Below are 25,384 nucleotides of genomic sequence, written 5' to 3' on the forward strand. Positions count from 1 at the left end.
ATCGCTTGCTTCGAGCACCGCGACATGGCCACAAGGCCGCAATGCCCGCCGCCGCCATCACCGCCATCGTCGTCAGCTATGACAGCGCCGAGGTCCTGCCCGCCTGCCTTGATGCGCTGGCCGGGGAGGGCGTGGGGGCTATCGTCGTCGACAATGCCAGCGGGGACGATAGCCGCGCGATCGCCGCGGCGAAGGGCGCGCGGGTGATCGCGAATGCCCGCAACGAGGGCTATGGCCGGGCCAACAATATCGGCGTCGCGGCAGCCGAGACGCCCTATGTGCTGATCGTCAATCCAGATCTCGAACTCGGGCGCGGCGCCGCTACGGCGTTGCTGGCGGGGGCGGAGCGCTATCCCGATGCCGGGATGCTGGCGCCGCGTATCGTCGAGCCTTCGGGGCGCATCTTCCTGCAGCCGCGCTCGCTGCTCTCGCCACCGCATCTCAATCGCTCGGGCACGATGGCGATCCCGGAGGGCGATGCCTGCCTGCCTTTCCTCTCGGGCGCCTGCCTGCTGATCCGGCGCGATCTCTTCATCAAGCTCGGCGGCTTCGATCCGGCGATCTTCCTGTTCTATGAGGATGACGACCTGTGCCGGCGCATGCGCGATGCCGGCCATGCCCTCGTCCATGTTCATGAAGCGGAGGCGCGGCATGGGCGGGGCCGTTCGACGACGCCGTCGCCGCAACGGCGCTTCAAGGCGCGCTGGCATCTCGCCTGGTCCGAGCATTACATCGCCCGGAAATACGGGCTGGCCGGGCCGCGGCCGATCCGCCTGCTGGAGAATATCGGCAAGGCTGCGGGCTACGGGCTGCTGCTCAGGCGCGAGAAGATGTTCGCGCATGCGGGCTCGGCTGCCGGCGCCCGCGCCTGGCGGCGCGGCGAGACGGCATTGGCGCATGAAGGGCTGAGGGAAATGCCATGAGCCGGCCCACGGTCGCAGAGGCGCTCGCCAACCCGCATAACAATTTCGGGCTGCTCCGGCTGGTGATGGCGCTTGCCGTTGTCGTGTCGCATGCCTTCAGCGTGACCGATGGGCGGGTGGAGCAGGAGCCCTGGTTCCAGACCACCGGGTTCACGCTGGGCGAGCACGCCGTCAACGGCTTCTTCGCGATCTCCGGCTTCCTGGTGACGATGAGCTTCGTGCGGCGCGGCTGGCGCGACTATGTCGTCGCGCGCTTCCTGCGAATCGCGCCGGGGCTGATCGCGGCGACCCTGGTCGTGGCGCTCGTGCTGGGCGGGCTGATGACGACGCTCGACCGATCCGCCTATTTCAGCGACCCGCGTTTGTGGCGCTTCATCACGGGCACGCTGACCACCTTCAAAAGCGCGGCAGCCTTGCCGGGCGTCTTCGAGAGCAACCCGCTGCCTTTCCCGCTGGGAACGGTCTGGACGCTGAAATACGAGACCTTGTGCTATCTCGGCGTGCTGGCTGCCGGTCTCGCCGGGCTTCTAGCCCGCCCGCGTCTCGCGCTGGCCGCAATGCTGGCGCTGACCCTCGCCGTCGTCCTGCGCGAGGTTATGGCGCCGCATGGGTCCAAAGGCACCGAGACGGCTTTGCGCCTGCCCCTGATCTTCCTCGCCGGTGGCGTCGTCTATCTTTATCGCGAGAAGGTGCCGCTTTCGCTGCCGCTGCTGGCTGTGGCTCTCTTGGCGTTGGTACCCCTGTCCTTCACGCCGCTCTACAAGGCGGCGCTCTATCTCGTCACGGCCTGGGGCGTCCTCGTGCTGGCGCTGGCGCCGGCCCTGACGCGGCGCTCGATCGAGCCGCCGGCCGATCTCTCCTATGGCGTCTATCTTTATGGCTGGCCGGTGCAGCAGGCCCTGCACGCGCTCTACCCGTCGCTCGGCGCGGTGGCGCTGCTCTGGCCGTCGCTCGCGGTGACGGTCGTCGTCGCGGCGCTGTCCTGGTACCTGATCGAGAAGCCGGCGCTCGGGCTCAAGCGCCGGTTGATGGGCGCTTCCTGAGCGCTTCCAGCAGCTGGTCGATCCGCTCGGAGAGCAGAAGCGGGATCAGGCGTTCGATCTCGGCGCGGGGGCGGTTCCACCATGCGGTTTCGAGCAAAGCCGTGATCCGGGCCTCGTCGAAGCGCAACCTGACGACCCGTGCCGGGTTTCCGGCGACGATCGCATAGGGCGGCACGTCGCGTGTGACCACGGCGCGCGCCGCCACCACGGCGCCATGACCGATGGTGACGCCGGACATCACCATGCATTGCGAGCCGAGCCAGACATCGTGGCCGATGACGACATCGCCGCGGGTCGTGTCATGGCCAGTTATCCCGGCAGCGGGAGGCCAGAGGCGAGGCAAAGCAGGGAAGGGGTAGGTCGTCGCCCAGTCGAGCCGGTGATTGCCGCCGAGCAGGATCTCGACGCCATCCGCGATCGAGCCGTAGCGCCCGATCACGAGCCGGGCGCCGCTTTCAGGGAAGCGCACCTTCGGACGACCATAGGTATAGGGGCAGATGGTGAATTGCCCCGGCCGCCGCGCGACGAGCTTCGCGAGGTGCAGCCGGGTCTGGTTGTCGGGGTTCAGCCGCTTGCGCAGCCAGCCGCGGGGAACCTGCGGCAGGCCTGCCCACCAGGCCTGAAGGCCTGACGGACGCCAGTCGCTGTCCTCGGGCGCGATCACACCCTGTTCTTCACTGCGCATCGGCCTTGAGATCGATCTTCTCGAAGATCTCCGTCGGCTCCGTCATGGTGATGACGTCCGCAAGGCCCAGCCCCGTCGCCGACTTGGCGTTGGCGGAGACCGTCAGGGTGCCGGGCTTGGCGACGAAGCGGGAGGCGGCGCCTGCCACGGCCTTGGCTCCGTCGGAGGGGCCGAGAATGGCGGCCAGCCCGAGGCTCGCGACCATCGTGAATTGCTGGCGGACGTCCTCGACCTTGCGCTTGGACTTGCGCGCCTCGTTCTCGATGAGTTTCTCGACCAGCCCGAAATTCTGCAGCTTGACCTGCAGGTTGCGGGCGGTGGCGCCGAGCGCGGCCACCTGGGCGAGGGCGAGGTCGCTGGCGAACAGGTCCTTGGTGACGTTGCCGAGCGTGCCGGAGGCCTCGATCTGGGCAAGGCCGGCGCTGCCGAAGGAGAGCGTGCGGATGGCGATCTCGTTCTTCGCGGCTTCCCAGGCGAGATCAAGCTTGGCCGACAGGTCGAGCGAGCGGATACCCATCGCGATCATGTCCTTGGCCGCCGGGTTGCCGGTCGCCTCGGAGACCGGAGTGACGAGTTTGTCGATCGTCAGCGCGAGGCTGGTCGGGATGCCGTTGAGCTGCTCGCCCGCCTTGATCTCGAAGGTGCCGAGCGAGATCTTGACCGGCTCCTTGCCGGTGATGATCGCCGGTGCGTCGATCGAGATGCCGGCGAGGCGCACCGTGCCGAGCGTCGGGATGAAGCGGCGGAAATCGATCTCGTCCATCGGCTTGTCCGGTTCGGCCAGCGCCGCCCGCAACTCGCGGATGACGGAGCCGAAGGCGAAGCCGGAATAGGCGATCGAATCGATGCCGCCCTTGGCTTCGCCCGAGCGGAACTGGAAGCCTTCCATGGCGAAGCCGGATTTCGCCGGGGTGTTCTCGCCGAAGGCCATGCGGGCGATCCGCATGTCGACCGCGTCGACCTTGGCGCTGGCCTTCGGCGGCGGGCTCACGGTCATGACGAGATCGCGGGCCTCGCCGCTGCCGTATTCGAACATGTCGAAGAGCGCGAGCATCGAAAGGCCGAGCTGCCGTTCGGCCTCGGTCTTGGCCGGCGGCTTGTCGGCGTCGGTCTCCTTGTCGTCCTGCTTGCGCTCGACTTCCTCGCTCGCCTTGGCCAGTCGCGAGACCACGTCGAGGAGCGGCTCGGGGCCGACCCTGGCGGCAAAGCCGCGCGCCGTCGTCTTGCCGAGCGACATCTTGCCGGCCTTGCCCATGTCCAGGTTGTAGCCGTCCTGCTCGAAATTCCCGATGACCGGAAGCATCGCCTCGCTGGCGCCGGGCGCGGCCTTCTCGGTCAGCACGCGCGTGATCTGGCGCAGGTCAAAGGCGTCGAAGGCGGTGCGCTTCAATTCGCCCTTCATCGGGCCCGTGGCAGCGCCGTCGGCGGTGATGCTGGCGCTCGCCGATTCGCCATGGCCGATCTTGCCCTCGCGGATATCGGTCAGGCGGATGTCGCGATAGACCGTGGTCTGCTTCTGGTCGCCGACCGTCTGTTCCAGCGACAGTTCGGGCGCGCTGATTTCGGCGGCGTTCAGGCGTGCAGCCCTGGCCGAAGCGGATTCGCTGGCGGAGGCGCCGGTGAACAGCGCCAGGAAGGCGTCCTTTTCCAGCGTCGAGCCCTTGATCGCGATCTTCGGCGCGTTGATCACGAGCTTGCCGAGGTCGATCCTGACATTGTCGAGCTGGAAATCGGCGGCCCAGGCGGAGGAGGCGAAGGACATCAGGACAGCCACCAGGGCCGTGCCGGCAAGGTGCGTCGTCCGACGAGGGCGCGCAACGATCATGGATATCTCCTGCTTCAATAGCCCGGCGAAACTGCCGCAAGCGGATGACGAAAGAAAGCCGTCAGGGGACGCCGCGTGGCATCCCGCATTCATATGATGACGAAAGGCTTGACCGAAAGGCGGCGAAGGCGGCCATCTGCCGAAGATTTGCCATCGGCCCCTTCTAGAGCGCAAGGGGTCATGGCCGCCACGGAGCCCAAAGCGATGCATGCCCTCAGAAACGCTCTCGCCGCCTTCGCGCTGGCGCTGGTCGCATTGGCACCGGCCGGACTGCAAGCGCAGGGCCAGCCGGCTGCTGCCGGGGGAGCGGGCCTCGAATCGCTCGTCATCGTCAGCGGCGGCACGCGCCATGCCTTCCAGGTCGAGGTCATGCGCACGCCGGACCAGCGGGCCAAGGGCCTGATGTTCCGCAATTACATGCCGACTGACCGCGGCATGCTGTTCGATTTCGCAGTGAGCGAGCCGGTGGCGATGTGGATGCAGAACACCTACATCTCGCTCGACATGCTGTTCATCCGGGCCGACGGCACGATCGCGCGCATCGCCGAGCGCACCGAGCCGCTCTCGACGCGGACGATTCCCTCGGGCGAGCCGGTGCTCTCCGTGTTGGAGATCAATGGCGGCGTCAGCAAGCAGCTCGGCATCAAGGCCGGCGACAAGGTCGAGCACGTGCTGTTCAAGCGTTGAGGGTGCCGGCGGCTGCGTCGCTGCACAAGCTGATGCCGCATGATTGGCTTTCGCTTGCGGGTTGCGCCTGTGGCATGATAGCGAACCGCAACGTTTCGAGTGCCGTCGGGGTATAGCGCAGCCCGGTAGCGCATCTGCTTTGGGAGCAGAGGGTCCCAGGTTCGAATCCTGGTGCCCCGACCACTGGAAACGTCATGCGGCAGCCCGATGTCGGGCTGCAGGGATTTTGGTGACGGCAGAGCGCTTTCATGACCGCACGCATCTATCGCCCGGCCCGCACGGCCATGCAGTCCGGCACGGCCAAGACCGAGCGCTGGCTGCTCGAATACGAGCCGGAGGCGCCGCGCCAGATCGAGCCTCTGATGGGCTGGACCTCGTCGTCGGACATGAAGAGCCAGCTCAAGCTCTGGTTCGACAGCGAAGCCGAGGCCGTCGCCTATGCCACGCGCAACGGCATCGCCTATCGCGTCGAGCAGCCGAACGAGGCCAAGCGCCGTTCACTGTCCTATTCCGATAATTTCAAATTCTCGCGCGTCGGTCAGTGGACGCATTGAAGCCGACAGGCGAGGGGACATCCTCGCTTTCGGGCCCGTAGCTCAGATGGATAGAGCAGCAGCCTTCTAAGCTGCTGGTCGCTGGTTCGAATCCAGCCGGGCTCGCCATTTTATTCAGAAATCCCAGATGCTTGCGCGTTCTGGCATCTGGGATTGCTACCGACATGCCAGGTCGGGGTAGCGCCGGGTAGCGCTCATCTGCTGGCTTCTTCGGACTGCTGATCCTCCCATTCGAAGACCGCGCCGGCTGACAGCGAGCGCGTCTCCGCCGCCGGCAGAGTCTCGCCGTGTCGTCAGTTTGAAGGATGCCCGACGCCGTTAGCGGTTCCTATCCTGCTTGGCGAGACGACACAGAACCACTGCCACCCGTGCATGTCGACATCCGGGTTTCGCAGAAGAGGATGTGCGGTTCGGGGAAGGCGAAAAGCGATGCTTCAAACGACCTTCATGCCGGCGATCCAAGGTTATCATTTCAGCAACAGCGACATAAAATGGGAGCTGCATCCCGGCGGGCCGCACGGAGAGAATCTGTGCGGCGGGATGGTCTACAGCGCGCTCGATCATCATTACGCCCGGAAACCCATCCCGAAGGATTCCGATCCTCCGCCGGTTCGTACGCCGCTCAACGCACACATCTATTCGCGCCAGGTAAGCGCCCATGCGTACACGGTGCCCCGCCTGATGCGCAGCACGATCTTTTTCATGTTCCATCAGTTGTATGTCGACAGCGTCGCCAGCGAATACGATTTGATCCGCCGCTCGATCGCCGCCAACCGGCCGGTTCCTCTTTTCCTGATCAAGCTCGGCGCATTCACAGGCCACCATGTCCTGGTCAGCGCCTGCCAAAGCTCGCCATCGCCGGGCGGGCCGATCCTCAAGCTCTACGACCCCAATAACGAGAACACCACGACCTTCATCTACGCGCATCCGACAACGAAGCGCTTCACGATCAGCGCATTGAACGCAACCGACTATCAGATCCGCGGGTTCTTCGTGGACCGGAACTACAGCTTCAAGCCGCCGCCGGACTTCCCCAAGCCGGCGCCGCCTCCCGGCCCTGCGCCCACGCCGCCACCAGGCCCGCGGCCGCCGCCCAGCCCGCCGCCTTTGCCAGGTCCGGTATCGAGGACGCACACGGTACAGCGAGGCGAAAACCTCAGCATGATATCCCAGAAATATTATGGGACGCAGTCGAAATGGTCGGTGATCTACGCCGCAAACAGGGCGGTCATCGGCAACAATCCGAACCTCATCAAGCCGGGGCAGGTGCTGACGATCCCACCCTGATCGTGGCCTTGCCGCGGCAGTCCGCTCCGAGCCGCTTGACCTGAAACGTGTCGCAGCTCTGCACCGGTCCGGACTGGAAGCCGCTGGTGAACCATTTCATGCGCTGCGACGAGGAGCGCCGTTCGGCGCTCGCGTGCCAGCTGCTCGCCGCGACAATTCCGGTCGCTGGCGAGCATGGCCCGGGCAACTATCCCGGGGTCGTGATCAACCTGTGTGGCTACCACCGGCGGCAGGGGACGCCGCCGCAGCCAAAGGACGACGCCGGCGGCTGAAGCCGCACTCCACCGCCATAGCGCGGGCCGTTGCCATAGCCTCGGTTGTACCCGCCGCGACCATAGCCATAGCCATAGCCTCCACCGCCGCGGCCATAGCCGCCACCGCGGTAATGCCGCTGCCGGGCCGTGTTCTGCTGAATGATCATCAGACGTTCGCGTTTCGCAGCCGTCATCGAGAATTCGACGGGTGCGTTGTCGAGGCGCTGCGCGACACCAGAGGGTAAGGCTTCGCCTGCTTGAGCCGAGGCCACGATTGCAGCTAGGCCGATCCCCAGGAGGGCAGAGGTTACACCGCGATGCATGGCATTCTCCTTTTGCTTCAACGACAGAAGCACGCGGAAGCATAACGCAGGCTGAACGGAATTGTTCTCCTGCGTCGTCCATTCCCTTCGCGTCCATCCGACGGAACAGGCGACCTTCACCCCGGTTATAGGAGCGGGGGCCGATGCGGAGTACAGCCATGTTGCGGTTCGTCGCCATCACCGCCCTCGCGGCGGCTCTTTCGTCCCCGGCCCTCGCGGAGCCCGGTTTCGTCAAGACGGTGAGCCTGGCCCCGCTCGGCTCCTCGTATGGGGTCGCTCCGAAGGCGGCGTGCGAACTGCCCGTCGATCTGTCGGCCCTTACAGCCCCGGTCGCGCCGGCAACGAGTCAGGCCATGACCTTGTCGCCGCGGATGATTCAGGCAATTCGAATCGGCGAAGACTCGTCCGACGATTGACGGCCTGCGTCGGCATTGCTGCCTCGCCATGCTTGCCGACCCTTCCCCGGCAGCGTAAACCCGCGCGGCCTCGCCTTGATCGCGCCCGAAAGGCCCGCCATCGGGCGGGAATCGACTTTCAGGACAGGTGCGGCCGGGCAGCCGCGGGGATGGATGATGTTTTCGCTCACGCCAGCGATCGACCGGGTCAGGGATGCGGCCTCCGGCAGCCATCTGCGCGCCTGCATCTTCCTCCTGCTCCTGTCGCTCGCCGCCTTCCTGCCGGGCTTCAGCACGCTCCAGCCGCTCGATCGTGACGAACCGCGCTTCGCGCAGGCGAGCAAGCAGATGCTCGAAACCGGCGATTTCGTCGATATCCGCTTCCAGGATGAGGCGCGCCACAAGAAGCCGGTCGGGATCTACTGGCTGCAGAGCGCGGCGGTGCGGGCGGGCGAGGCGGTCGGCATCCCCGAGGCGCGCACGCAGATCTGGCTCTATCGCATTCCCTCGCTGATCGGCGCGACCGCAACGGTGCTGCTGACCTATTGGGCGCTGCTGGCCTTCCTTTCGCCGCCACTCGCCCTGCTCGGCGGCGCCTTGATGGCGGCTGCGGTACTGCTCGGCGTCGAGGCGCGGATCGCCAAGACGGATGCGCTGCTGGCGGCCTGCGCCGTCGCGACGATGGGCGCGCTGGCGCGGACCTGGCTCGACTGGACGCGCTCGCTCGCCTTCGTGCCGGATCGGCGCAACTGGCTGGTGTTCTGGGGCGCGACCGCGCTCGGCCTGCTGATCAAGGGGCCGATCGTGCCGATGGTCTGGGGCCTCGCCATTCTCGTTCTCAGCGCGAGCCAGCGATCCTTCCGCTGGCTGAAGCCGCTGCGCTTCGGCCCTGGCCTGCTGCTTTGTCTCGTCGTCGCCTTGCCCTGGTTCGTCGCCATCATGGTCAAGACTGGCGGCAGTTTCTTCGCCGAGAGCGTGGGGCAGGACATGCTTGGCAAGGTCGCCGAGGGGCAGGAGAAGCATTGGGGGCCGCCTGGGCTCTACCTGCTGTTCTTCTTTGCGACCTATTGGCCGGCGGCGGCTTTCGCAGCGATGGCGGTGCCCTTCGCCTGGGTCCGGCGCAAGGAGCCGCAGATCCTGTTCCTGCTCGCCTGGATCGTGCCGTCCTGGCTGGTCTTCGAGGCGGTGCCGACGAAGCTGCCGCATTACGTGCTGCCGCTCTATCCGGCGATCACCGCGCTGCTGCTGCTGGCCGTGCTGAACGGGGGAATCGACCGCCATCGACGCGGCGCCGTGCTGACCGCCTGCCTCGTTGTGATCGTGCCGCTGGCGCTGATGGCGACGATCCTGTTCGGCAACTGGACGCTCGACCGGGCGGTGCCGTGGCTGGCATTGCCGTTCTTCGCGCTCGTCCTGCTCTGCGCCGGCAGCGTCGTCGCGGCCTTCCGGCGGCTCGATTTCGAAGGCGCGCTCTGGCGCTGCGTGCTCGCGAGCCTGCTGCTGACGATCGCGGTCTATCCCTTCGCCATCGAGAGCCTGCGCTCGCTGAAGCTGTCGCCACGTCTGGCGGAGACGCTCAAGGCTGCCGGCTGCGCCGATCCGGCCGTGGTAACGCTGGGCTATCGCGAGCCCAGCCTCGTCTTCCTGACCGGGACGAAGCTCGCGATGGCTGCAAGCGGCGCGGACGCGGCGGCCTTCCTGAATCAGCCCGGCTGCCGCGTCGCCTTCGTCGAAAGCCGCTTCGCCGACGATTTCAAGGCGGCCCTGGCGAGCCAGCCGGCGAAGCCGCGGCTGGTGACCACGATCAACGGGTTCAACCTCAATGGGGGGCGCAAGCTTGAGATCGCCGTGTTCGCCCGTTCGCCCGGTTGAGGCACCCTTGCTCTCGAAGCTCTTGCCCTATTCGCCGCGCTGACGCAGTTTGCGGGCCGTTTTTCCGGATGATGCCCCTTTGACCGAAACCTCTTCCCATCCGCTGCTCAGCGTCGTCGTGCCGGTGCGCAACGAAGTCGGCAACATCGCGCCGCTCGTCGCCGATATCGAGAAGGCCTGCGCGGCGATCGGCGCCTTCGAGGTCGTCTATGTCAATGACGGCTCGACCGACGGCACGGCTGCGGCGCTGGCCGAGCTCGCCGCGACGCGACCCTGGCTGCGCGTCGTCACCCACGCCCAGTCCTGCGGCCAGAGCGCGGCGGTGCGCAGCGGCGTGCGCCATGCCCGTTCGGCCATCGTCGCGACGCTCGACGGCGACGGCCAGAACGATCCCGCCTTCCTGCCGGAAATGGTCGAGGCCTTGCAGAAGGGCGGGCTCCAGGCCGGGATGGTGCAGGGGCAGCGCGTCGGGCGCAAGGATACCGGCTTCAAGCGCTGGCAGTCGAAGGTCGCCAACGGCGTGCGCGTGCGGGTGCTGAAGGATGATACGCGCGACACCGGCTGCGGGCTGAAATGCTTCCGGCGCGAGGCCTATCTCGCCTTGCCGTATTTCGATGCGCTGCACCGCTTCATGCCGGCGCTGATGGCACGCGAGGGGCACAAGGTCCTGCATGTCGACGTGCGGGACCGGCCGCGGCTGACCGGCGTCTCGAACTACGGTTTCTTCGACCGGCTCTGGGTCGGCATCCTCGACCTGGCCGGCGTGTGGTGGCTGATCCGCCGGCGCAAGCGCGTGCCGCAGATCGTCTCGGAGACGATGTGATGCTGATCGATCTGCAGCAGACCATCGGCCGCTATTTCCACGATGTGTTCGTCAATAATGTCGATTGGTGGGTCCTGCTCGGCGTGGTCGCGCAGGGGCTCTTCACCATGCGCTTCGTGGTGCAGTGGTGGGCGAGCGAGAAGGCCCAGCGCTCGGTCGTGCCGATGACCTTCTGGTGGTTCTCGATCGGCGGTGGCCTGCTGCTGCTGATGTATGCGCTCTATCGGCGCGACCCCGTCTTCATCCTCGGCCAGGGCTTCGGCGTCTTCGTCTATATCCGCAACCTGCAATTCGTCCTGCGCGCCCGGGCGCGCGGCGAGGATACGAATTCCGGGCCGGGTTAGGCGGCCGCCTCAGCTCCGCGACGGTGCCGCCGGCTCGGCCGCCGCACCGTCGGCGGGCGAGGGCAGCTTGTCGGCTGCGGGCGGCTGCGGCTTGCGCATCGCGGCGGAGTAGGCCGGGTAGCGCTCGCGATAGGCCTTCAGGAATTCCGAAAGCGTGTCGGCATTGGCGGTGGCGCGCGCCATCTCGCGGATGTCGGAGGCGCGCGTCCGGTCGGCCCCGGTGACGAAGGCGAAGGTCCTTGCATCGGCGCCCCGCGCCATCTTCGGGGCGAACTTGCTGCGAAGCCGGTCGAGCGACAGGCTCTCGCTCGCCATCACATAGGAGACGCCGGCCCGCATCACGTCGGCGCGCTCGCCGTCGCCGAGCGCGTCGTCGCCGCGCCAGCTTTCGCCGAGCAGGCGCTCATAAGCCTCGCCCGCCTCGCGCCAGCGGCGCCCGGTCCAGTAGATGTCGGCGCGCAGCCTGTCGATCTCGGGGCCGCGCTCGGCTTCCAGCATCTCGAGCGCCTGGTCGGTGCGCGAGAGATCGGAGAGCGCCTTGGCCTCAAGCAGCAGGCGCGCGCGCTTGACGTCGGCGGGCAGTTCGACGAGCCGGGTGGTGTTGAGCGCGCGGATCGCATCGGCCGGCTTGCCGTTCATCAGGTCGATCATGGCAAGCCGGGCCGCGACCGTGGAACGCGCCGCGCCGGTGAGACGCCGGTCCATCTGGTACTTCAGGATCTCCGAGGCCTGGTCGAGCAGGTCGAGCTCGACGAGGCGATCGGCGAGCAGGCGGGTGATCTCGTCGCCGCGCCGGCCGATCGGCAGGAATTCCTTGAAATCGTAGAACAGGGCGAGCGCCTCGATGCGCGGCAGCTTGCCGAGCCCGCTGCCGCTGAACAATTCGGCGAAGCGCTGGGCGGTCTCATCATGCATGCGCCGCGTCAGCGGATCATCGGTGAAGTTCTCGTTGGCGCGGCGCGCGACCATGAAGGCGTCGCGCCAGCGCTGCTGATCGGCATAGAGCCGGCCGAGCTCGGCCAAGGCCTCGATCTCCAGCCGGCCGCCGCGCCAGATGACGGAGACCGTCTCCAGCCGGGCGATGGCTTCCTCGGGCTTGATGTCGGTGCGCTTCTCGGTGTCCGCGAGCTTGACCGCGCGCAATTGCGCTTCCGCCGCGATCGGGCGGCTCCTCGCGTCGAAGAGCGGCTTGTAGCCGTTCATCGCCGCTTCCGGGCGGCCGCCGACATCGTCGAGCCGCGCCTGCAGCAGGGCGAGATGCTCCTGGTCGAAGCTGCCGCGCGGCATGTCGGCCAGCGCCTGGATCTGACGCTCGGCGACGCCGATATCCTGCTGGGTCAGAGCAGCGCGGGCCATCGCCTCGCGGAACTCGCCCTGGAGGTCGGCCGGGTAGTGGTCGAGCACGGCTTCGGCGCGGCGGAAGCCGACCAGGGCCTGGGCGTTGCGGTTCAGGCGCTGCTCGATCAGCGCCCGCCAAAGTCCCGTCTCGGCATCGTCCTTGATCGGGCCGGCATCGAAGGCGGTCAATGCCTGCTGGTCCCGGTGCATCCCGGCGGCGATGACGCCCTTGAGGAAGAGCGCCTCGCGGTTGCCGCGCATGGAGGCATCGTCGGCCAGGAGGGCATTCAGCGGGCCGGCAGCCTCGGGCATCAGGCCGTTGGCGGCATAGAAGCGGGCGAGCGCCAGCCGGGCTTCGGATTTGCGGCTGCGCGAGGCATCGGTGACGTCGAGCAGCAGCGCACGGGCGCGGTCGCGCGGGTTGCCGATGCGCAGCTTGGCCCAGGCATCGCCGTCGAGCAGCGGCGCGGCGTCCTGTTTCCCGGCCGTCTCCTCGGCCTTCCCGCTGGGCTCACCGATATCGAGAGAGACGTTGAGCCCGCCATTGCGGCCGACCCGGACCTGCTCGGTGCCGGCGCGGACGGCGACATCGTCGGCATGCGGCTGGATTGCCAATCCCTGCGCGGTCTGAAGCAGGCCGAATTCGACGAACTGATAGGGTTTGGGCGTCAGCCTTGTCGGGCCTGTCGCGGTGGCGACGGCGACAGGCAGGCCGGCCGGGCCCGATTCGAGCCAGTGAATGCCGGTCAGGCCGGCGAGCGGCACGGCGACGATGGTCTGGCCGCGATCGTCCATGCTGCGCTGCGGCTCGACCGGAGCGGCGGGCCGGCCGGCATCCTCGCCGAGGTCGAGCGACCAGGCCAGGCCGTTGTCGAAGATCCGCGTCAGCGGCTGGCCGGCAAGCTTGAGCCTGACCAGCGTGACCTTGCCCTCGCGGGTCACCGTGCTGTCCTCGATCAGCTTGGGCATCAGCCCGGCGAGCTTGGCGGGGTCGATGGTGTCGCGGGTGTCGAAGACCAGCGTCATCACGCCGGCATCGAGGAAGGCCGCGGCGCCGGTCGGCCGGGTGAAGCGGAAGTCGAGGCGCTTGCCCTCGACCGTAATCGCGACCGGGCCCGGCGGCACCTCGGGAGCGGCAGGAGTTGCGACAGCGGCTTGGGTGACAGGCTCTGCCGGCTTGACCAGGGGCGCGGTTGCCGCGGGCTTGGCGGGGGGCTCCGCTGCTGCCGGCGTTGTGCCTGGGGCGGGGGCCGGTGGGGGGGACGGCTTGCTCAGATCGGCGAGCGACAGCGCTTCCTGCTTTACCGGCCGGAGCAGGTCGACCACCAGCCCGGTCTCGTCGCTGAAGCTGCGGGCCTGCCAGTCCTTGGGCAGGGTCAGGGCCAGGCTCAGCGCCTCCTTGCCGGCATCCAGTCCGGCGAAGCCGATATCGGCCGGCAGGGCGCTGCGGATGGCACCGGCCTCGACATTCATCGGCCGGTCGAAGACCAGCTTCAGCGTTCCATCCGATAGGTCGCTGGTGAGCTTCGTCTCGGCCGGGGCCTTGAAGATCAGGCGCTCCAGCGTCGGGAGGCTCGCCACGCGCATCGTCAGCACCGCCGGAGGCGCGACCGGCTGGCGTGCGGCTTCCCTGGCGCGGGCCTCGGCGAGGCGCAGGCGCTCGGTGAGCTCGGCGATGGCTTCCGGCGGCGGGCCGGGCATAACGCCGGTCCAGGTCTGCGGCAGCAGATCGATGAAGGCCTTGTCGCCGGCCTCGATCAGATTGGCCTTGTAGGCTTGCGTCAGCGCGAAGCGCATGCCGCGCCCGTCGGGGTCGACGCGGGCAATGGAGATGTAATTGGGCAATTCGCGGGCGATGCGTGCGGCATCGACCTGGACCTGGCCGCCGAAGGCGACGATCAGCACGCCGCTGGAGACGCGGATGCGGGTCTGGATCGGCTCGTCGAAGGTGAGGGACAGGCGGCCGAAACCGGCCGGCATGGCCTCGCCGCGCAGTTTCGCGCCGGCCGCAAGGGCACGCGTATCCAGGCCGGCGGCGAGCGCGAGAGCGGCCAGCCCGATACCGAAGGCGAGGGAGCGCGACAGACGCAAACCGTGATACTCGACCCAACGCGACACTGGGCCTTGCCACGCCCTGAGACGTGGCGGCCCTCCGGCACGCTAGCGCGTCAACCATAATGGCGTCTTAACGGAATGGGCGCGGACAGACCGTTTTCAGCGCTGCGGCGCGGGGGCGATCGCCGGGAGCTCGTTGCCGGGCAGGGGGGCTTCGTTCGCCACGCGCTCGATGCCGGCGCCGCGCCCGCCCGTCGCGAGCGCGACGGTCAGCTTCTCGGCGCGGTCGGGCGACATCGCCGCCATCACCTCGGACATCTTGCGCGGGTTCATCTGCTGGACCACCGGCACGAGCACGTCGAGGCCGAGACGGTCGAAGACACGGGCGGCGTCCTTCGGCTTCATCGCTTCGTACATGATGACGAGGTTCTTGATCGCCTTGGTTTCGTCGGCAGAGGCCTTTGCCGCCGGGCTGACCTTCTCTTCGAGGGTCTTGAGGTCGCCGACGCGTCCGTCGAGCTTCTTCTCGGCGGAGTTCAGCAGGCGCTCACGCATCTCGAGCTCGCGCATCCGGCCTTCCAGCTCCTCGCGCCGTTCGCCGAGGCGCTCCAGGAGAGCCTTCTCGGCCGGCGATACCGGCTGGACCGAGCCGTTCATGATGCCGGCCTTGTTGTTGGGGTTGGCGGCGCGTGCGGCTTCGGCCTTGGCCTCGGTTTCCTTCTTCTCCTGCTCCTTCTTCGAATCGGGAGCAGGCACGGAGCCGGTCGTCTCGGGATCGAAGACGTCGGGCGCATGGGCCCGCGCGATGATCTTGGCGAGACCCCAGATCTTGGGATCGTTCATGGCCCCGTCCTTGACCGTGGGGGCTTGTGCCATGAGCGGCAGATCGGCCGGAATGTGGCCGGGGGCGGGCTCCGCCGTCCAGGCAAGCAGCTTCAGCGCCAGGAGACCCATGGCGCCGAGAATCACTGCCGGCAGGAGGCGGGGCCGTTCGATCACGCAGCCTGTTCCTCGAGGCGGCGGGCGGCGCGGGCGCGGATGGCGGCGGCGGACTGGGCCGCGCTCTCAAGGCGGGAGACCGGTGCGGGAGCGGCGGGCGCCTCGACCGGGACCTCCTTGGCGCCGACGAGGGTCGCGGCGCTGACGATCTGGCCGATGCGCTCCATCACCGCCTGGCCGGCTTCGACCTGGGCGGCGAGATCGGCGGCGTAGCGCTCGGCCGTGCGCAGGCGCTCTTCCAGCGTCCGGTCGCAATCGCCCAGCGTCGACTTGAGGCCGGCGATGGCGCGCTCGGCATTGTCCGTCGCGGTGATCAGTGCGCCGACGGTCTGGCGCATGCCGGCCTCGTCCGCCTTCAGGCGCTCGATGCGCCTGGTCAGGATGAAGCAGGTGACGATGGTGGCGACGAGGAGGCTGGCGACAAGCACGTCGGCAATGAGATTGATCGTCATGTGTCCTCTTCAGGTCGTGGCGCCGAGATGGCTGGCGAGGCTGTCGAAAGCGGCGATGGTGGTCTTGGAGCGGCGCAAGGGGCTGACGACCTGGACGGCGATCTTGCCGTCGACCCGGCCGATGCGGCCTTCGGTGACGATGAAATCGCCGCAGCGCAGCGAGACGGTGGCATCCGGGCGGGCGTCGAACATCAGGGTATCGCCGATTTCGAGCTTCATGACGCGCTTGAGCGGCATCCGGGTCTCGTGCAGCACGCAGGTGACGTCGACATCGGCCTGCCAGACCTCGGTCGCGAGATGGTTCTCCCAGGTCGGATCGCGGCCCAGCTTCTCGCCCATGAAGCTTTCGAGCAGCAATTCGCGGATCGGCTCGATCGTGGCGTAGGGCAGGACGATGTGCAGCGCGCCGCCGCGGCCTTCCATGTCGAACTTGAGCTCGACGCGGATCGCGGCATTGGCCGGGCGGGAGATCGAGACGAAGCGCGGATTGGATTCGACGCGGTCGACGTTGAAGCGCACCGGCGAGAGCGGCTTGAAGGCGGCCTCGGCATCGCCCAGCACCAGTTCGATGACGCGGCGGATCATGCGGATTTCGATGGAGGTGAAGGGGCGGCCGTCGATGCGCGGTGCCGGCTGGCCGCGCTTGCCGCCGAACATCGCGTCGAGGACCGAGTAGATCAGCGACGATTCGATGGTGATCAGGCCGAAATTGTCCCATTCCTCGGCCTTGAACACCGAGAGCAGCGCCGGCTGCGAGATCGAGTTGACATAGTCGCCGAAGCGCACCGAGCGGATGCTCTCCAGCGTGACCTCGACATTGTCCGTGAAGAAGTTGCGCAGGCTGGTCGAGAGCAGGCGCACCAGACGCTCGAAGATGATCTCGAGCATCGGCAGGCGCTCATAGGCGACCGAGCCGGAATCGACGATCGCCTGGATGCCGTTGCGGCCGTCCTTCTCGTCGCCGCTGGAGAAACCGAGCATCGTGTCGATTTCGTCCTGCGACATCAGGCGATCGGTACCGCCTTCCTGTTCGCCGTCGTCCTCCACCATGTCGGGCATGGCGGTCCAGCCGGCCGCCATCCCTTCCGGGGTCAGCGGCTCGTCGCTCGGTACGGAGGTGTCGCGTTCGGTGCTCATCGTTCCGCCGTCATCTCGGTGCGGTCAGCCGGTTGCGGCTCACTGGACCAGCAGTTCCTTGAACAGCACGGCGTCGACCTTGGCCGGATAGACGGTCAGGTTGACGCGACGCAGAAGCTCTTCCTTGAGGCGGTACATGCCGGCCGAGCCTTCGAGATCGGACGGACGCAATTCGCGCATGAAGACCTGGAAGGCGTCCTCGACGCGCGGCAGCAGCGGCTTGACCTGGTCGGCCGCCTTCGCATCGGCGATCTCCAGCACGACCTTGATCTTCATGATCGGCTGGCGGTCCTGCTGGCCGCCATTGGACATACCGATCATCATGTCCTTCATGTCCAGGAAGGCGATGGGATTCTTGGCCTTCGCCGCGGCTTCGGCGGCTGCGATCTGTTCGGGCGAGGGCTTCTTCAGGAAGAACCAGCCACCACCGCCGGCCGCCGCCAGCAGCACGACGCCGATGATCATGAAGAGCTTCTTCCTGCTCTTCGGCGCCTCATCACCGGAGGCGCCTTCCTCTTCCGTCTTGGCTTTCTTCGCCATCTCGTCACGCGCCCCGGCAGCCGGGCCGCGTTCTGCCGCCCGTTCGGTCACCTTCGTCCGTTACGGTTAACGCGTCGTTAAGGGCGGCAGAATTTGCCGGGCTGTTCTTGCCGCTTCAGCAGCATGTGCCGGGCCGTGACGGGAGGGGGCATCCGCTCTGTATTCAATGATATCAATATCTTGCCTGGATTAACCATGTTGGCACGCCGCTTGCCGGTACTGGGCCGTGGCGACTGCGCTGGGGAGCGTCGAGGTTGCCGCGGGACATGATCGGGAGATAAGCCGTGGAGAACGCGCTTCTCATCGGCCTGTCGCGTCAGGTGGCTCTGGCGCGCGAGCTGGACGTCATCGCCAACAACGTGGCGAATGTCGGCACCAATGGATTCAAGGCGCGCAGCGCGCGCTTCACCGAATTCCTCATGCCTGTCGCGAAGGCCGACGCCTTCAAGCCGGCCGACCGGCCGCTGTCCTATGTCATCGACAAGGGCACGCCGCTCGACCTGTCGCAGGGCATGGTGGAGCTCACCGGCAATCCGCTCGACGTCGCTCTGAAGGGCGACAACTATCTCGTCGTGCAGACGCCGAACGGCGAACGCTATACCCGCGCCGGCTCCCTGAGCCTCGACCGGCAGGGCCGGCTCGTCACCCAGACCGGCCTGCCGGTGATGGGCGAGGCCGGGCCGATCGTCTTCGGCTCCAGCGAACATTCCATGCGCATCGCCGCCGACGGCACCGTCAGCAGCGACCAGGGCACGCGCGGCAAGCTGCGGCAGGTGCGCTTCGCCGATCCGGCGGCGCTGGCGAGCGAAGGCACCAACCTGTTCTCCTCGGCCACGCCGCCCCAGGCGGCGGGCATCGAGGCGCGGCTGGAGCCGGGCGCGATCGAGCGCTCCAACGTCAAGGCCGTGGTCGAATTGACCCGCCTGATGGAGGTGCAGCGCAACTACCAGAGCGTCGCCAACATGATGAGCAAATCCGATGAGCTGCGCAGCCGGGCGATCTCGCGCCTGGCGGACCAGCAGGCCTGATAGGGAGCGAGCACCATGCGCGCCATGCAGACAGCCGCGACCGGCATGATGGCCCAGGAGATGAACGTCCAGGTCATCTCCAACAATATCGCCAACGTCCGGACCACCGGTTACAAGCGCCAGCAGGTTCATTTTCAGGACCTGCTCTACGAGAATTTCCGGCGCGCCGGCTCGGCCACCTCGGACCAGAACACCCAGGCTCCGGCCGGCACTTTCATCGGTTCCGGCGTCAAGACGGTCTCGACCGGCCGCGTCATGACGCAGGGCAATATCAGCCCGACGGAGAAGCCCTACGACGTCGCCATCCGCGGCGAGGGCTTCTTCCGCATCCGCATGCCCGATGGCCGCACCACCTATAGCCGCGACGGTTCCTTCGACCTCGACGCGCAGGGCCAGCTCGTCACCCGCGACGGCTACCAGGTCGAGCCCGGCATCACCGTGCCGAACAATGCCTCCAGCGTCAGCATCAACGCGCAGGGCATCGTCGAGGCGATGGTGCCGGGGCAGACCGCCCCGCAGCAGCTTGGCCAGATCCAGCTCGTGCGCTTCGTCAACAAGGTCGGCCTCGAGTCGATCGGCGACAACCTCTATATCGAGACCGCGGCGTCGGGCCAGCCGATCGACGGCTTCGGCGGCGGCGAGGGCTTCGGCACGCTGCAGCAGAACTACCTCGAGGAAGGCAACGTCCAGGCGGTCACCGAGCTGTCCTCGCTGATCGCCGCGCAGCGCGCCTACGAGATGAATTCCAAGGTCATCACCGCCGCCGACCAGATGATGTCGGCGACGACGCAGATGTTCCGCGGCTAAGGGGGGCGCGCATCATGATCCGCCTCTCCCTGATCGCCCTGGCTCTCTCCGGCACCGCCGCTCTGGCCGCGCCGCAGCAGGCTCAGCCCGCCCCGGTCGCGGTCGCCTCCGCCGTTGCGGCTCCTGCGGCCGCAGCGCTGCCGTCCAGGCTGCAATTGCGCTCCGAGGTCAATCTCGGGCGCGATCTCGTCACCTTCGGCGATCTCATTCCCGGCCTTTCCGGCGAGGCTGCCGCGACGGCGGCCTTCCGGGCGCCGGCGCTGGGCGAGACCGGCACGATCCAGGTCGCCCGCATCGTCGAGGCCGCCCGCGCGGCCGGCATCGTCCACGATGCCAGCGAGTTCCGGAGCCAGGGTTTCGCACAGGTGGTGGTGACGCGCTCCGCCCGTCGCATCACCGCCATGGACCTCGAAGCCGCCGTGAAGACCGGACTGCAGGAGCGCTTCGGCGTCGATGCCCGCATCTTCGCTCTGGCGATCGATGGCGGGGCACCGAGCATCGCCGTCGAGCCCGAGCTGACGGGCGACGTCGCCGTGGTCGAACTCTCCTTCGATGCCCGCTCGCGGCGCCTGCAGGCCCGGCTCGCGGTGCCCGGCAGCGCGGCGATGCGGCTGAAGCCGCTGCGCATCTCCGGCCAGCTCGTCGAAACCATGGAAGTCGTGGTGCCCAGGCGCCTGATCGCCCGTGGCGAGACGCTCGGCAAGGACGATGTGGTCATCGAACGCCGCCAGCGCGAGGGGCAGGGCGGAGAGGTCATCGGCGATATCCGCGCTGCCATCGACAAGGTCGCGCGCCGTGCCCTGCTCGCCGGCGTGCCGCTGCGCGCAAGCGACGTCCAGCGCGAGGAGATCGTCGGCAAGGGCGATCTCGTCACCATCGTCTACGAGACGCCGGGCCTGCTGCTCACGCTGCGCGGCCGGGCCAACGAGGCCGGCGCGATGGGCGATGTCATCTCCATCACCAATCCCCAGTCCAAGCGCGTGCTGCAGGGCAAGGTGAGCGGTCCCGGGCGGGTTTCCGTCCAGCCTTCCGCCGCCGGCCGCGTCGCCAGCGCTCAGTAAAGTTCCGTGGAAAGAGCCATGTCCGCCAACCGCTTCGCCAAGTTCACCGGGCTCCTGCTGCTGACCGCCTCGCTCGGCGCCTGCGGCATCGGCGACCGCCTCGCCAATGTCGGCCAGGCGCCGACGCTGTCGCCGGTCGAGGACCCGACCGCCGCCAAGGGCTACAAGCCGGTTCAGATGCCGATGCCGGAGGTGTCGCACGCCTCCTATGCGCCGAACTCGCTCTGGCGCACCGGCTCGCGCGCCTTCTTCAAGGACCAGCGCGCCCGCAGGGTTGGCGACCTCGTCACCGTCAAGGTCAAGGTCACCGACAAGGCCCAGCTCAACAACACGACCAAGCGCAGCCGCAAGAACGGCGAGGATCTCGGCGCCGAGAACGCCTTCGGCTTCGAGAACAAGCTCGATGCCTTCCTGCCCAACGGCGCCAAGGCCTCCTCCCTGCTCAAGCTGGAATCCGACGGTTCCAGCGAGGGCGCGGGCTCGGTCAACCGCTCCGAGACGCTGGCGACCAATGTCGCGGCGGTCGTCACCCAGAACCTGCCCAATGGCAACCTGGTGATCGAGGGCAAGCAGGAGATCCGCGTCAATTTCGAGGTGCGCGAACTGATCGTCGCCGGCGTGATCCGGCCGGAGGACATCGAGTCCGACAACACCATCGATTCGACCAAGATCGCCCAGGCCCGTATCGCCTATGGCGGCCGCGGCCAGATCACTGATGTCCAGCAGCCGCGCTACGGCCAGCAGGTGATGGATATCCTGCTGCCCTTCTGATCTTTCGACCCTTATCACCGAAATCCCGGACGGCGCGGAACGCTCCCCCTTGTCTCCGCGCCGGCCGGCCGGCGGTCTCTCCCGAGCCGCCACCCTCCCGGCTGCCTGCCACGCTCCCCAAGCTTTACAAAGGTCGGCGGCCAGAAGCCCCGCGTCCTCCCGACGCGGGGCTTTCCCATGTCAGTCAGAGGTAGCGCCCCCCGGTTCACGCGCACCGTCAGTGGCCGGCCGCGAGCGCCGCATCGCCCTCATGCCGCGAGGCCTGGCAAATTCATGCGGCGGAGCAACGACGCCGGGCGCGCGAGGGCTATGCGGGCTTCTTCGAGCCGGCGCCTGGGAACGATGGTCCGGCCTGTTCCCGACTGCATTCGGTGAGGTCGCCATTCGAGGTCTTGTGCGTGTGGCAGCGCGCATCGTCGCGGGTGCAAGCCGACACCGTGAGCATCAGAAGCAGGCAGGCGGCCAGATTTCGCGACATGATCGACGGTTCTCCGTTAGATCTCGGAGCGGTTTGCGGCGCCACGATCGCGCTCGTAACGCTTCTTCAGCGGGAAGGGCGGCAGCCAGGCTTCGCGGCGGATGGTCCAGAGCTCGTAGGTCGGCATCAGCTGGTCCGGAGCGTCGAGCGATCCGAGGTTTACCTCGGTCTCGTCGCGGGAGCGCCCGAAGACCGGTGAGCCGCAGCGCGGGCAGAAGAACCGTCCGTCATAGTCGCGCGCTTCGCCCTCGATCGCTACCGCCTCCTGCGGGAATATCGCGGAGGCGTGAAAAAGGGCGCCGTGATGCTTGCGGCAGTCGAGGCAGTGGCAAATGCCGACCCGGTAAGGGCGCCCCGACGCCACGATCCGCAGATTGCCGCACCGGCATCCGCCTGTGAAACGGTCCATGCTGCGCGTCCTCCTCGATTGGCGGTTGTCGCCGCGAGGTTAGGGCAGGCCGCTTCCCGACGGAAACGGGCCGTCGACATAGGGGGCTTCATGCAAAAGGCCCCGCGCCTGTCGACGCGGGGCCTCTTGGACAAGTCGGGCAAGCCTGTCGCGGCTCAATCGTCGCGGAAGACGCGCTCGTTGCGCTCGTGGCGCTCCTGCGCCTCCAGCGAAAGCGTCGCGATCGGGCGGGCTTCCAGACGCTTCAGCGAGATCGGCTCGCCGGTCTCCTCGCAATAGCCGTAGGTCGCGTCATCGATTCGGGCGATGGCCGCGTCGATCTTGGCGATCAGCTTGCGCTGCCGGTCGCGGGCGCGCAGCTCGATGGCACGGTCTGTTTCGGAGGAGGCCCGGTCGGCGATGTCCGGGTGATTCTCGCTCTCTTTCTGCAAGGTCAGCAGGGTTTCCCTGGCTTCCCGCAGGATCTCGTCCTTCCAGGCGAGGAGCTTGCCGCGGAAATACTCGCGTTGACGGTCGTTCATGAACGGCTCGTCATCGCTCGGCTTGTAATCCGCCTCGAGGATGATCTGCTTCGACATGGGCGCTCTCTCAGTTGTCGGCTCACGCACCCATCGGCTGTGCCGCGGAAGGGGAGCCGATTTGGCGCCCTTATAGCGATCCGTTTCAACTGGAACAATCGCTTCCGACAGGACTTCAACGGCTTCGTGAAAACGCGCGATCCGGCGCCCATTTTTGACGAAAACGGCGGAATTCGCGTCAATTCAGCTTGCGGATCGCCTCGGCGATGTCGGCTTCGACCAGTCGGGCGATCGGTTGCCGGTAATGACTATGGTCGAAGAACAGCTTCGGATCGCGTAATTCAGGCCTGTCGACCCGCCAATCGACCAGCGCCGTGCGCGGGCGGCGGGCCGCCAGGTCGGCGAAGGCCTTGCGGCAGGCCGCATCGGCTGCGGCATCGCGCGTGCCGGGCTTCGACAGGGCGGTGACATAGACCGGCGGGCGCAGGAGAATCAGCGCGGTCTCGGCCGGGGCCGCCTTCATCAGCTCTTCCAGACCCGTCGCGGCCGGGAAGGGGCCGTCGACATTGCCGCCGCCGGCCTCGATCGGCTTCTGCAACCGGGCGATGATCTCCGGATTGGTTCCGTAACCCTGCACGCCGTAGCCCGATTCGTAGTCCCAGTAGCCGTCCGGGCGTGCACGCTCCGCCTTGCCCGACGTCAGGTAGCCGATTCGGCGGGGCAGTTCCTCCAGCAGGTCGAAGCGCATCAGCCCGCCGAGATAGTCGGGCAGGCTGCGGCTCAACAGCCAGAACGGGAAGGGCTTCTCGTTGGGCAGGGCCGGGTTCGCGGTGCACCAGTAATTGTCGATGCCGACCACGATTGCCTGCGGTGGCGCCGTGCGGTGGTGGCGCAGGAACCAGTCGATCGTCGCGAAGGTCTCCCTGGGCTGGGTCGCCGGGGCGATCAGCGAGACAAAGGGGATACCGGTCTTCGCATGCAGCTCCTCCGGCGAGATCAGCTGGATATGCGAGTTGCCGAAGATGGCGCCGGTGAAGCGCGGGTCGCGCCCGCGGCTCGCCAGCGCCGTGCGCGGGCCCTGCGGGCGCACGCCTTCCCCGAGCTTCAGCGGCGAGCGGCCGGAATCATAGGGATCGATCAGGAAGGCGGCCGTCAGGAAGGCGACCGCGATCAGCACCGCTGCGCTGAGGAAGGCGCCGGTGAAGCCCGTCCACTTCACCGCCCGAGCGGCTTGCTCAGAACTGGAAGTAGATGAACTCATAATTGGCGTCTTCGCCGATCTTCAGCAGGATGATGACGAACAGGAGCCCGGCGAGGATCGCGAGCCAGCGGGCCGGCGGCAATTTATGGACGAGGTTCCAGGCGGTGGGGCCGATGATGGCGAAGGCGGCTGCCGGCAGCAAAGCCCGCCATTTGAAGCCGGTGCCGATCGGGCCGAGCCCGAACAGGCCCTTGTAGATCGCGAGCGCGGCCTCGAAATTCGTCGCCCGGAACAGCACCCAGCAGAGCATCACGAACAGGAAGGTCAGGACCCAGCCGAGAGCAGCCGGCATCGGCAGGCCGGCGCGGCGCCAGAACAGGGCGACGATCAGCGCCAGTCCATGCGCCACGCCCCAGGCGACGAAGGTCAGGCCGGCGCCGTGCCAGAGCCCACCCAGCGCCATGGTCGCGAACAGCGCCCAGATCTGCGTCGGCAGGCCGCTGCGCGAGCCGCCGAGCGGGATGTAGAGGTAATCGCGCAGGAAGCGCGACAGAGTCATGTGCCAGCGGCGCCAGAAATCCTGGATCGAGAGCGAGCGATAGGGCGCCTCGAAGTTCTGCGGGAGCACGATGCCGAAGAGCAGGGCGAGGCCCAGCGCCATGTCGGTGTAGCCGGAGAAGTCGAAATAGATCTGGAAGGTAAAGGCGAGCGTCGCCTGCCAGGCTTCCATCAGGCTGATGACCTTGCCGGCCGCCGCGGCCGCGAAGACCGGGTTGGCGTATTCGGCGAGGGGGTCGCCGATCAGCACCTTCTTGGCGAGGCCGGCGGTGAGCAGGAGCAGGCCGCGCGCGATCCGCTCGGCTGCGTCCGGGCGCTGATAGGGCCGCTCGTCGAGCTGGTGCATGATCTCGCGCCAGCGCACCAGGGGGCCGGCGAGCACCTGTGGGAAGAAGGCGATGTAGAGCGCGTAGCGGACGAGATCGTAGCGCGGCGCCTGCCCGCGCCGCAGATCCGTCAGGTACATGATGTGGTGGAAGGTGAAGAAGGAAATGCCGAGCGGCAGCGCGATATCGAATTTCGGCGCCGGCAATCCGGGAATCATTCCAGCGAGATCGGCGAAGAAGTTGAAGTACTTGAACACCGCGAGGACCGCGAGGTTCAGGACGATCGCAAGCGTGATCAGCGCGCCGGACTTCGTCTTCTGGAAGGCCTCGGCGATCAGCCAGTTCAGCCCGATCGAGAGCACGAGCAGCGGCAGGAAGCGCCAGTCCCAATAGCCGTAGAAGGCGAAGGACAGCGCCACCAGCACCGGCAGGCGCCAGCGCGGCGCAAAGCGTTCCGCCGCCCAGTGGAGGGCGAGCGCCAGCGGCAGGAAGGCAAGCAGGAAGACGAAGGAGTTGAAAAGCATCGGGCGGGGAGCGGATCACAGGATGGGTGCCGCCTTAGACCATTATGGACGACGAGTCATGTCGGCGCTGGTGCGGCGCAGGAGGGCGGAAGAAGGCATAGGCGGCGGGCGCCTGTCCTCGCTATTTCAATCAATCGATTGATTGAAATAGCGAGCGATGATATGGA

27 protein-coding genes and 2 tRNA genes are annotated in these 25,384 nt (G+C 67.3%); 16 read left to right on the forward strand and 13 right to left on the reverse strand.

What is annotated here, in order from left to right:
• Positions 1 to 41 precede the first annotated feature (41 nt).
• Both BLQ70_RS08045 and BLQ70_RS08050 read left to right on the forward strand, forming a co-directional pair.
• Positions 42 to 923: a glycosyltransferase family 2 protein gene (locus tag BLQ70_RS08045; RefSeq protein WP_091856535.1), complete on the forward strand. Its 882-nt coding sequence runs from the start codon at positions 42 to 44 to the stop codon at positions 921 to 923.
• Positions 920 to 1,966 (forward strand): acyltransferase family protein, encoded by a 1,047-nt coding sequence (locus BLQ70_RS08050; protein WP_061966901.1) that lies wholly within the window; start codon positions 920 to 922, stop codon positions 1,964 to 1,966. Before BLQ70_RS08045 ends, BLQ70_RS08050 begins: the two co-directional genes overlap by 4 nt.
• Here the strand turns inward: BLQ70_RS08050 and BLQ70_RS08055 are convergent.
• Both BLQ70_RS08055 and BLQ70_RS08060 read right to left on the reverse strand, forming a co-directional pair.
• Positions 1,938 to 2,651 carry a CatB-related O-acetyltransferase gene (locus tag BLQ70_RS08055; protein ID WP_091856536.1) on the reverse strand — a complete coding sequence of 238 codons (714 nt, stop codon included), beginning with the start codon at positions 2,649 to 2,651 and terminating at the stop codon, positions 1,938 to 1,940. The genes BLQ70_RS08050 and BLQ70_RS08055 overlap by 29 nt on opposite strands.
• Complete coding sequence (locus BLQ70_RS08060) at positions 2,641 to 4,476, reverse strand: hypothetical protein (RefSeq protein ID WP_091856537.1); 1,836 nt, start codon at positions 4,474 to 4,476, stop codon at positions 2,641 to 2,643. Before BLQ70_RS08060 ends, BLQ70_RS08055 begins: the two co-directional genes overlap by 11 nt.
• A gap of 204 nt (positions 4,477 to 4,680) precedes the next feature.
• Between BLQ70_RS08060 and BLQ70_RS08065 the strand changes: the two genes are divergently transcribed.
• The 5 genes from BLQ70_RS08065 to BLQ70_RS25580 all read left to right on the forward strand — a co-directional run bounded on the left by BLQ70_RS08065 (position 4,681) and on the right by BLQ70_RS25580 (position 7,004).
• On the forward strand, positions 4,681 to 5,163 hold the full coding sequence (locus BLQ70_RS08065) for a DUF192 domain-containing protein (protein WP_091856678.1): 483 nt from the start codon (positions 4,681 to 4,683) through the stop codon (positions 5,161 to 5,163).
• A 106-nt stretch (positions 5,164 to 5,269) separates the two neighbouring features.
• Positions 5,270 to 5,346, forward strand: a tRNA-Pro gene (locus tag BLQ70_RS08070).
• A 65-nt stretch (positions 5,347 to 5,411) separates the two neighbouring features.
• Positions 5,412 to 5,717, forward strand: coding sequence for an ETC complex I subunit (locus tag BLQ70_RS08075; protein ID WP_061966904.1), 306 nt, complete (start codon positions 5,412 to 5,414; stop codon positions 5,715 to 5,717).
• 31 nt (positions 5,718 to 5,748) lie between these two features.
• Positions 5,749 to 5,825, forward strand: a tRNA-Arg gene (locus tag BLQ70_RS08080).
• Positions 5,826 to 6,146: 321 nt separating this feature from the next.
• Positions 6,147 to 7,004 carry a LysM peptidoglycan-binding domain-containing protein gene (locus tag BLQ70_RS25580; RefSeq protein ID WP_091856538.1) on the forward strand — a complete coding sequence of 286 codons (858 nt, stop codon included), beginning with the start codon at positions 6,147 to 6,149 and terminating at the stop codon, positions 7,002 to 7,004.
• Here BLQ70_RS25580 and BLQ70_RS26230 read toward each other — a convergent pair.
• Entirely contained in the window at positions 6,970 to 7,104 is a 135-nt protein-coding gene (locus BLQ70_RS26230; RefSeq protein WP_210184256.1) for a hypothetical protein, read from the reverse strand. The genes BLQ70_RS25580 and BLQ70_RS26230 overlap by 35 nt on opposite strands.
• On the opposite strand from BLQ70_RS26230, the gene BLQ70_RS25790 reads away from it, so the two are divergent.
• The 5 genes from BLQ70_RS25790 to BLQ70_RS08115 all read left to right on the forward strand — a co-directional run bounded on the left by BLQ70_RS25790 (position 7,091) and on the right by BLQ70_RS08115 (position 11,015).
• Entirely contained in the window at positions 7,091 to 7,276 is a 186-nt protein-coding gene (locus BLQ70_RS25790) for a hypothetical protein (protein WP_210184257.1), read from the forward strand. The two genes, BLQ70_RS26230 and BLQ70_RS25790, sit on opposite strands and share 14 nt — an antisense overlap.
• Before the next feature lie 463 nt (positions 7,277 to 7,739).
• Positions 7,740 to 7,997: a hypothetical protein gene (locus BLQ70_RS08100; RefSeq protein WP_091856540.1), complete on the forward strand. Its 258-nt coding sequence runs from the start codon at positions 7,740 to 7,742 to the stop codon at positions 7,995 to 7,997.
• 153 nt (positions 7,998 to 8,150) lie between these two features.
• Positions 8,151 to 9,848 (forward strand): ArnT family glycosyltransferase, encoded by a 1,698-nt coding sequence (locus tag BLQ70_RS08105; protein WP_091856541.1) that lies wholly within the window; start codon positions 8,151 to 8,153, stop codon positions 9,846 to 9,848.
• Positions 9,849 to 9,927: 79 nt separating this feature from the next.
• Positions 9,928 to 10,671, forward strand: coding sequence for a glycosyltransferase family 2 protein (locus tag BLQ70_RS08110; RefSeq protein ID WP_061966909.1), 744 nt, complete (start codon positions 9,928 to 9,930; stop codon positions 10,669 to 10,671).
• The gene (locus BLQ70_RS08115) at positions 10,671 to 11,015 is read left to right on the forward strand and encodes a lipid-A-disaccharide synthase N-terminal domain-containing protein (protein ID WP_091856542.1); all 345 of its coding nucleotides are present in this window, start codon (positions 10,671 to 10,673) and stop codon (positions 11,013 to 11,015) included. Before BLQ70_RS08110 ends, BLQ70_RS08115 begins: the two co-directional genes overlap by 1 nt.
• Positions 11,016 to 11,024: 9 nt before the next feature.
• Here the strand turns inward: BLQ70_RS08115 and BLQ70_RS08120 are convergent, their stop codons facing one another.
• From BLQ70_RS08120 to fliL, 5 genes are all read right to left on the reverse strand, one after another.
• Complete coding sequence (locus BLQ70_RS08120; RefSeq protein WP_139163504.1) at positions 11,025 to 14,471, reverse strand: tetratricopeptide repeat protein; 3,447 nt, start codon at positions 14,469 to 14,471, stop codon at positions 11,025 to 11,027.
• Positions 14,472 to 14,567: 96 nt separating this feature from the next.
• Positions 14,568 to 15,407 carry a MotE family protein gene (locus tag BLQ70_RS08125; RefSeq protein ID WP_091856544.1) on the reverse strand — a complete coding sequence of 280 codons (840 nt, stop codon included), beginning with the start codon at positions 15,405 to 15,407 and terminating at the stop codon, positions 14,568 to 14,570.
• Entirely contained in the window at positions 15,404 to 15,859 is a 456-nt protein-coding gene (locus tag BLQ70_RS08130) for a DUF6468 domain-containing protein (RefSeq protein ID WP_061966915.1), read from the reverse strand. The genes BLQ70_RS08125 and BLQ70_RS08130 overlap by 4 nt, the downstream gene beginning before the upstream one ends.
• A gap of 9 nt (positions 15,860 to 15,868) precedes the next feature.
• Positions 15,869 to 16,996, reverse strand: a complete 1,128-nt coding sequence (gene fliM, locus BLQ70_RS08135; RefSeq protein WP_061966916.1) for a flagellar motor switch protein FliM — start codon at positions 16,994 to 16,996, stop codon at positions 15,869 to 15,871.
• A 39-nt stretch (positions 16,997 to 17,035) separates the two neighbouring features.
• Complete coding sequence (gene fliL / locus BLQ70_RS08140; protein WP_244511940.1) at positions 17,036 to 17,587, reverse strand: flagellar basal body-associated protein FliL; 552 nt, start codon at positions 17,585 to 17,587, stop codon at positions 17,036 to 17,038.
• A gap of 233 nt (positions 17,588 to 17,820) precedes the next feature.
• On the opposite strand from fliL, the gene flgF reads away from it, so the two are divergent.
• Genes flgF through flgH form a run of 4 tightly spaced genes read left to right on the forward strand, consistent with a single transcriptional unit; the run spans position 17,821 to position 21,203 of the window.
• Positions 17,821 to 18,564: a flagellar basal-body rod protein FlgF gene (flgF, locus tag BLQ70_RS08145; protein ID WP_091856545.1), complete on the forward strand. Its 744-nt coding sequence runs from the start codon at positions 17,821 to 17,823 to the stop codon at positions 18,562 to 18,564.
• Between the two features lie 15 nt (positions 18,565 to 18,579).
• Positions 18,580 to 19,371 (forward strand): flagellar basal-body rod protein FlgG, encoded by a 792-nt coding sequence (gene flgG, locus BLQ70_RS08150; protein WP_061966919.1) that lies wholly within the window; start codon positions 18,580 to 18,582, stop codon positions 19,369 to 19,371.
• A gap of 14 nt (positions 19,372 to 19,385) precedes the next feature.
• Positions 19,386 to 20,432, forward strand: a complete 1,047-nt coding sequence (gene flgA, locus BLQ70_RS08155; RefSeq protein WP_091856546.1) for a flagellar basal body P-ring formation chaperone FlgA — start codon at positions 19,386 to 19,388, stop codon at positions 20,430 to 20,432.
• A gap of 18 nt (positions 20,433 to 20,450) precedes the next feature.
• Complete coding sequence (gene flgH / locus BLQ70_RS08160; protein ID WP_061966921.1) at positions 20,451 to 21,203, forward strand: flagellar basal body L-ring protein FlgH; 753 nt, start codon at positions 20,451 to 20,453, stop codon at positions 21,201 to 21,203.
• Between the two features lie 307 nt (positions 21,204 to 21,510).
• On the opposite strand, the gene BLQ70_RS25585 is transcribed toward flgH, so the two are convergent.
• The 5 genes from BLQ70_RS25585 to BLQ70_RS08180 form a co-directional block, all read right to left on the reverse strand.
• Complete coding sequence (locus tag BLQ70_RS25585; protein ID WP_170843342.1) at positions 21,511 to 21,681, reverse strand: hypothetical protein; 171 nt, start codon at positions 21,679 to 21,681, stop codon at positions 21,511 to 21,513.
• A 16-nt stretch (positions 21,682 to 21,697) separates the two neighbouring features.
• Positions 21,698 to 22,090 (reverse strand): GFA family protein, encoded by a 393-nt coding sequence (locus BLQ70_RS08165; RefSeq protein ID WP_091856547.1) that lies wholly within the window; start codon positions 22,088 to 22,090, stop codon positions 21,698 to 21,700.
• A gap of 155 nt (positions 22,091 to 22,245) precedes the next feature.
• Positions 22,246 to 22,668, reverse strand: a complete 423-nt coding sequence (gene dksA, locus BLQ70_RS08170) for an RNA polymerase-binding protein DksA (RefSeq protein WP_061966923.1) — start codon at positions 22,666 to 22,668, stop codon at positions 22,246 to 22,248.
• Between the two features lie 178 nt (positions 22,669 to 22,846).
• On the reverse strand, positions 22,847 to 23,827 hold the full coding sequence (locus BLQ70_RS08175) for a hypothetical protein (RefSeq protein ID WP_244511941.1): 981 nt from the start codon (positions 23,825 to 23,827) through the stop codon (positions 22,847 to 22,849).
• A 16-nt stretch (positions 23,828 to 23,843) separates the two neighbouring features.
• Positions 23,844 to 25,217 (reverse strand): MBOAT family O-acyltransferase, encoded by a 1,374-nt coding sequence (locus BLQ70_RS08180; RefSeq protein ID WP_091856548.1) that lies wholly within the window; start codon positions 25,215 to 25,217, stop codon positions 23,844 to 23,846.
• Positions 25,218 to 25,384: the final 167 nt, after the last annotated feature.

Source organism: Allobosea robiniae (assembly GCF_900102525.1).
GTDB classification, from domain to species: Bacteria; Pseudomonadota; Alphaproteobacteria; order Rhizobiales; family Beijerinckiaceae; genus Allobosea; species Allobosea robiniae.

Coding starts and splice junctions, on each gene's coding strand:
- BLQ70_RS25580 (WP_091856538.1), top strand. CDS start 6,147: ATGCTTCAAACGACCTTCATGCCGGCGATCCAAGGTTATCATTTCAGC.
- flgH (WP_061966921.1), top strand. CDS start 20,451: ATGTCCGCCAACCGCTTCGCCAAGTTCACCGGGCTCCTGCTGCTGACC.
- BLQ70_RS08050 (WP_061966901.1), top strand. CDS start 920: ATGAGCCGGCCCACGGTCGCAGAGGCGCTCGCCAACCCGCATAACAAT.
- flgG (WP_061966919.1), top strand. CDS start 18,580: ATGCGCGCCATGCAGACAGCCGCGACCGGCATGATGGCCCAGGAGATG.
- BLQ70_RS08060 (WP_091856537.1), bottom strand. CDS start 4,476: ATGATCGTTGCGCGCCCTCGTCGGACGACGCACCTTGCCGGCACGGCC.
- BLQ70_RS08055 (WP_091856536.1), bottom strand. CDS start 2,651: ATGCGCAGTGAAGAACAGGGTGTGATCGCGCCCGAGGACAGCGACTGG.
- BLQ70_RS08065 (WP_091856678.1), top strand. CDS start 4,681: ATGCATGCCCTCAGAAACGCTCTCGCCGCCTTCGCGCTGGCGCTGGTC.
- BLQ70_RS08165 (WP_091856547.1), bottom strand. CDS start 22,090: ATGGACCGTTTCACAGGCGGATGCCGGTGCGGCAATCTGCGGATCGTG.
- BLQ70_RS08105 (WP_091856541.1), top strand. CDS start 8,151: ATGATGTTTTCGCTCACGCCAGCGATCGACCGGGTCAGGGATGCGGCC.
- BLQ70_RS26230 (WP_210184256.1), bottom strand. CDS start 7,104: ATGAAATGGTTCACCAGCGGCTTCCAGTCCGGACCGGTGCAGAGCTGC.
- BLQ70_RS08130 (WP_061966915.1), bottom strand. CDS start 15,859: ATGACGATCAATCTCATTGCCGACGTGCTTGTCGCCAGCCTCCTCGTC.
- fliM (WP_061966916.1), bottom strand. CDS start 16,996: ATGAGCACCGAACGCGACACCTCCGTACCGAGCGACGAGCCGCTGACC.
- BLQ70_RS08045 (WP_091856535.1), top strand. CDS start 42: ATGCCCGCCGCCGCCATCACCGCCATCGTCGTCAGCTATGACAGCGCC.
- flgA (WP_091856546.1), top strand. CDS start 19,386: ATGATCCGCCTCTCCCTGATCGCCCTGGCTCTCTCCGGCACCGCCGCT.
- BLQ70_RS08115 (WP_091856542.1), top strand. CDS start 10,671: ATGCTGATCGATCTGCAGCAGACCATCGGCCGCTATTTCCACGATGTG.
- BLQ70_RS08180 (WP_091856548.1), bottom strand. CDS start 25,217: ATGCTTTTCAACTCCTTCGTCTTCCTGCTTGCCTTCCTGCCGCTGGCG.
- dksA (WP_061966923.1), bottom strand. CDS start 22,668: ATGTCGAAGCAGATCATCCTCGAGGCGGATTACAAGCCGAGCGATGAC.
- BLQ70_RS08100 (WP_091856540.1), top strand. CDS start 7,740: ATGTTGCGGTTCGTCGCCATCACCGCCCTCGCGGCGGCTCTTTCGTCC.
- BLQ70_RS08075 (WP_061966904.1), top strand. CDS start 5,412: ATGACCGCACGCATCTATCGCCCGGCCCGCACGGCCATGCAGTCCGGC.
- BLQ70_RS25585 (WP_170843342.1), bottom strand. CDS start 21,681: ATGTCGCGAAATCTGGCCGCCTGCCTGCTTCTGATGCTCACGGTGTCG.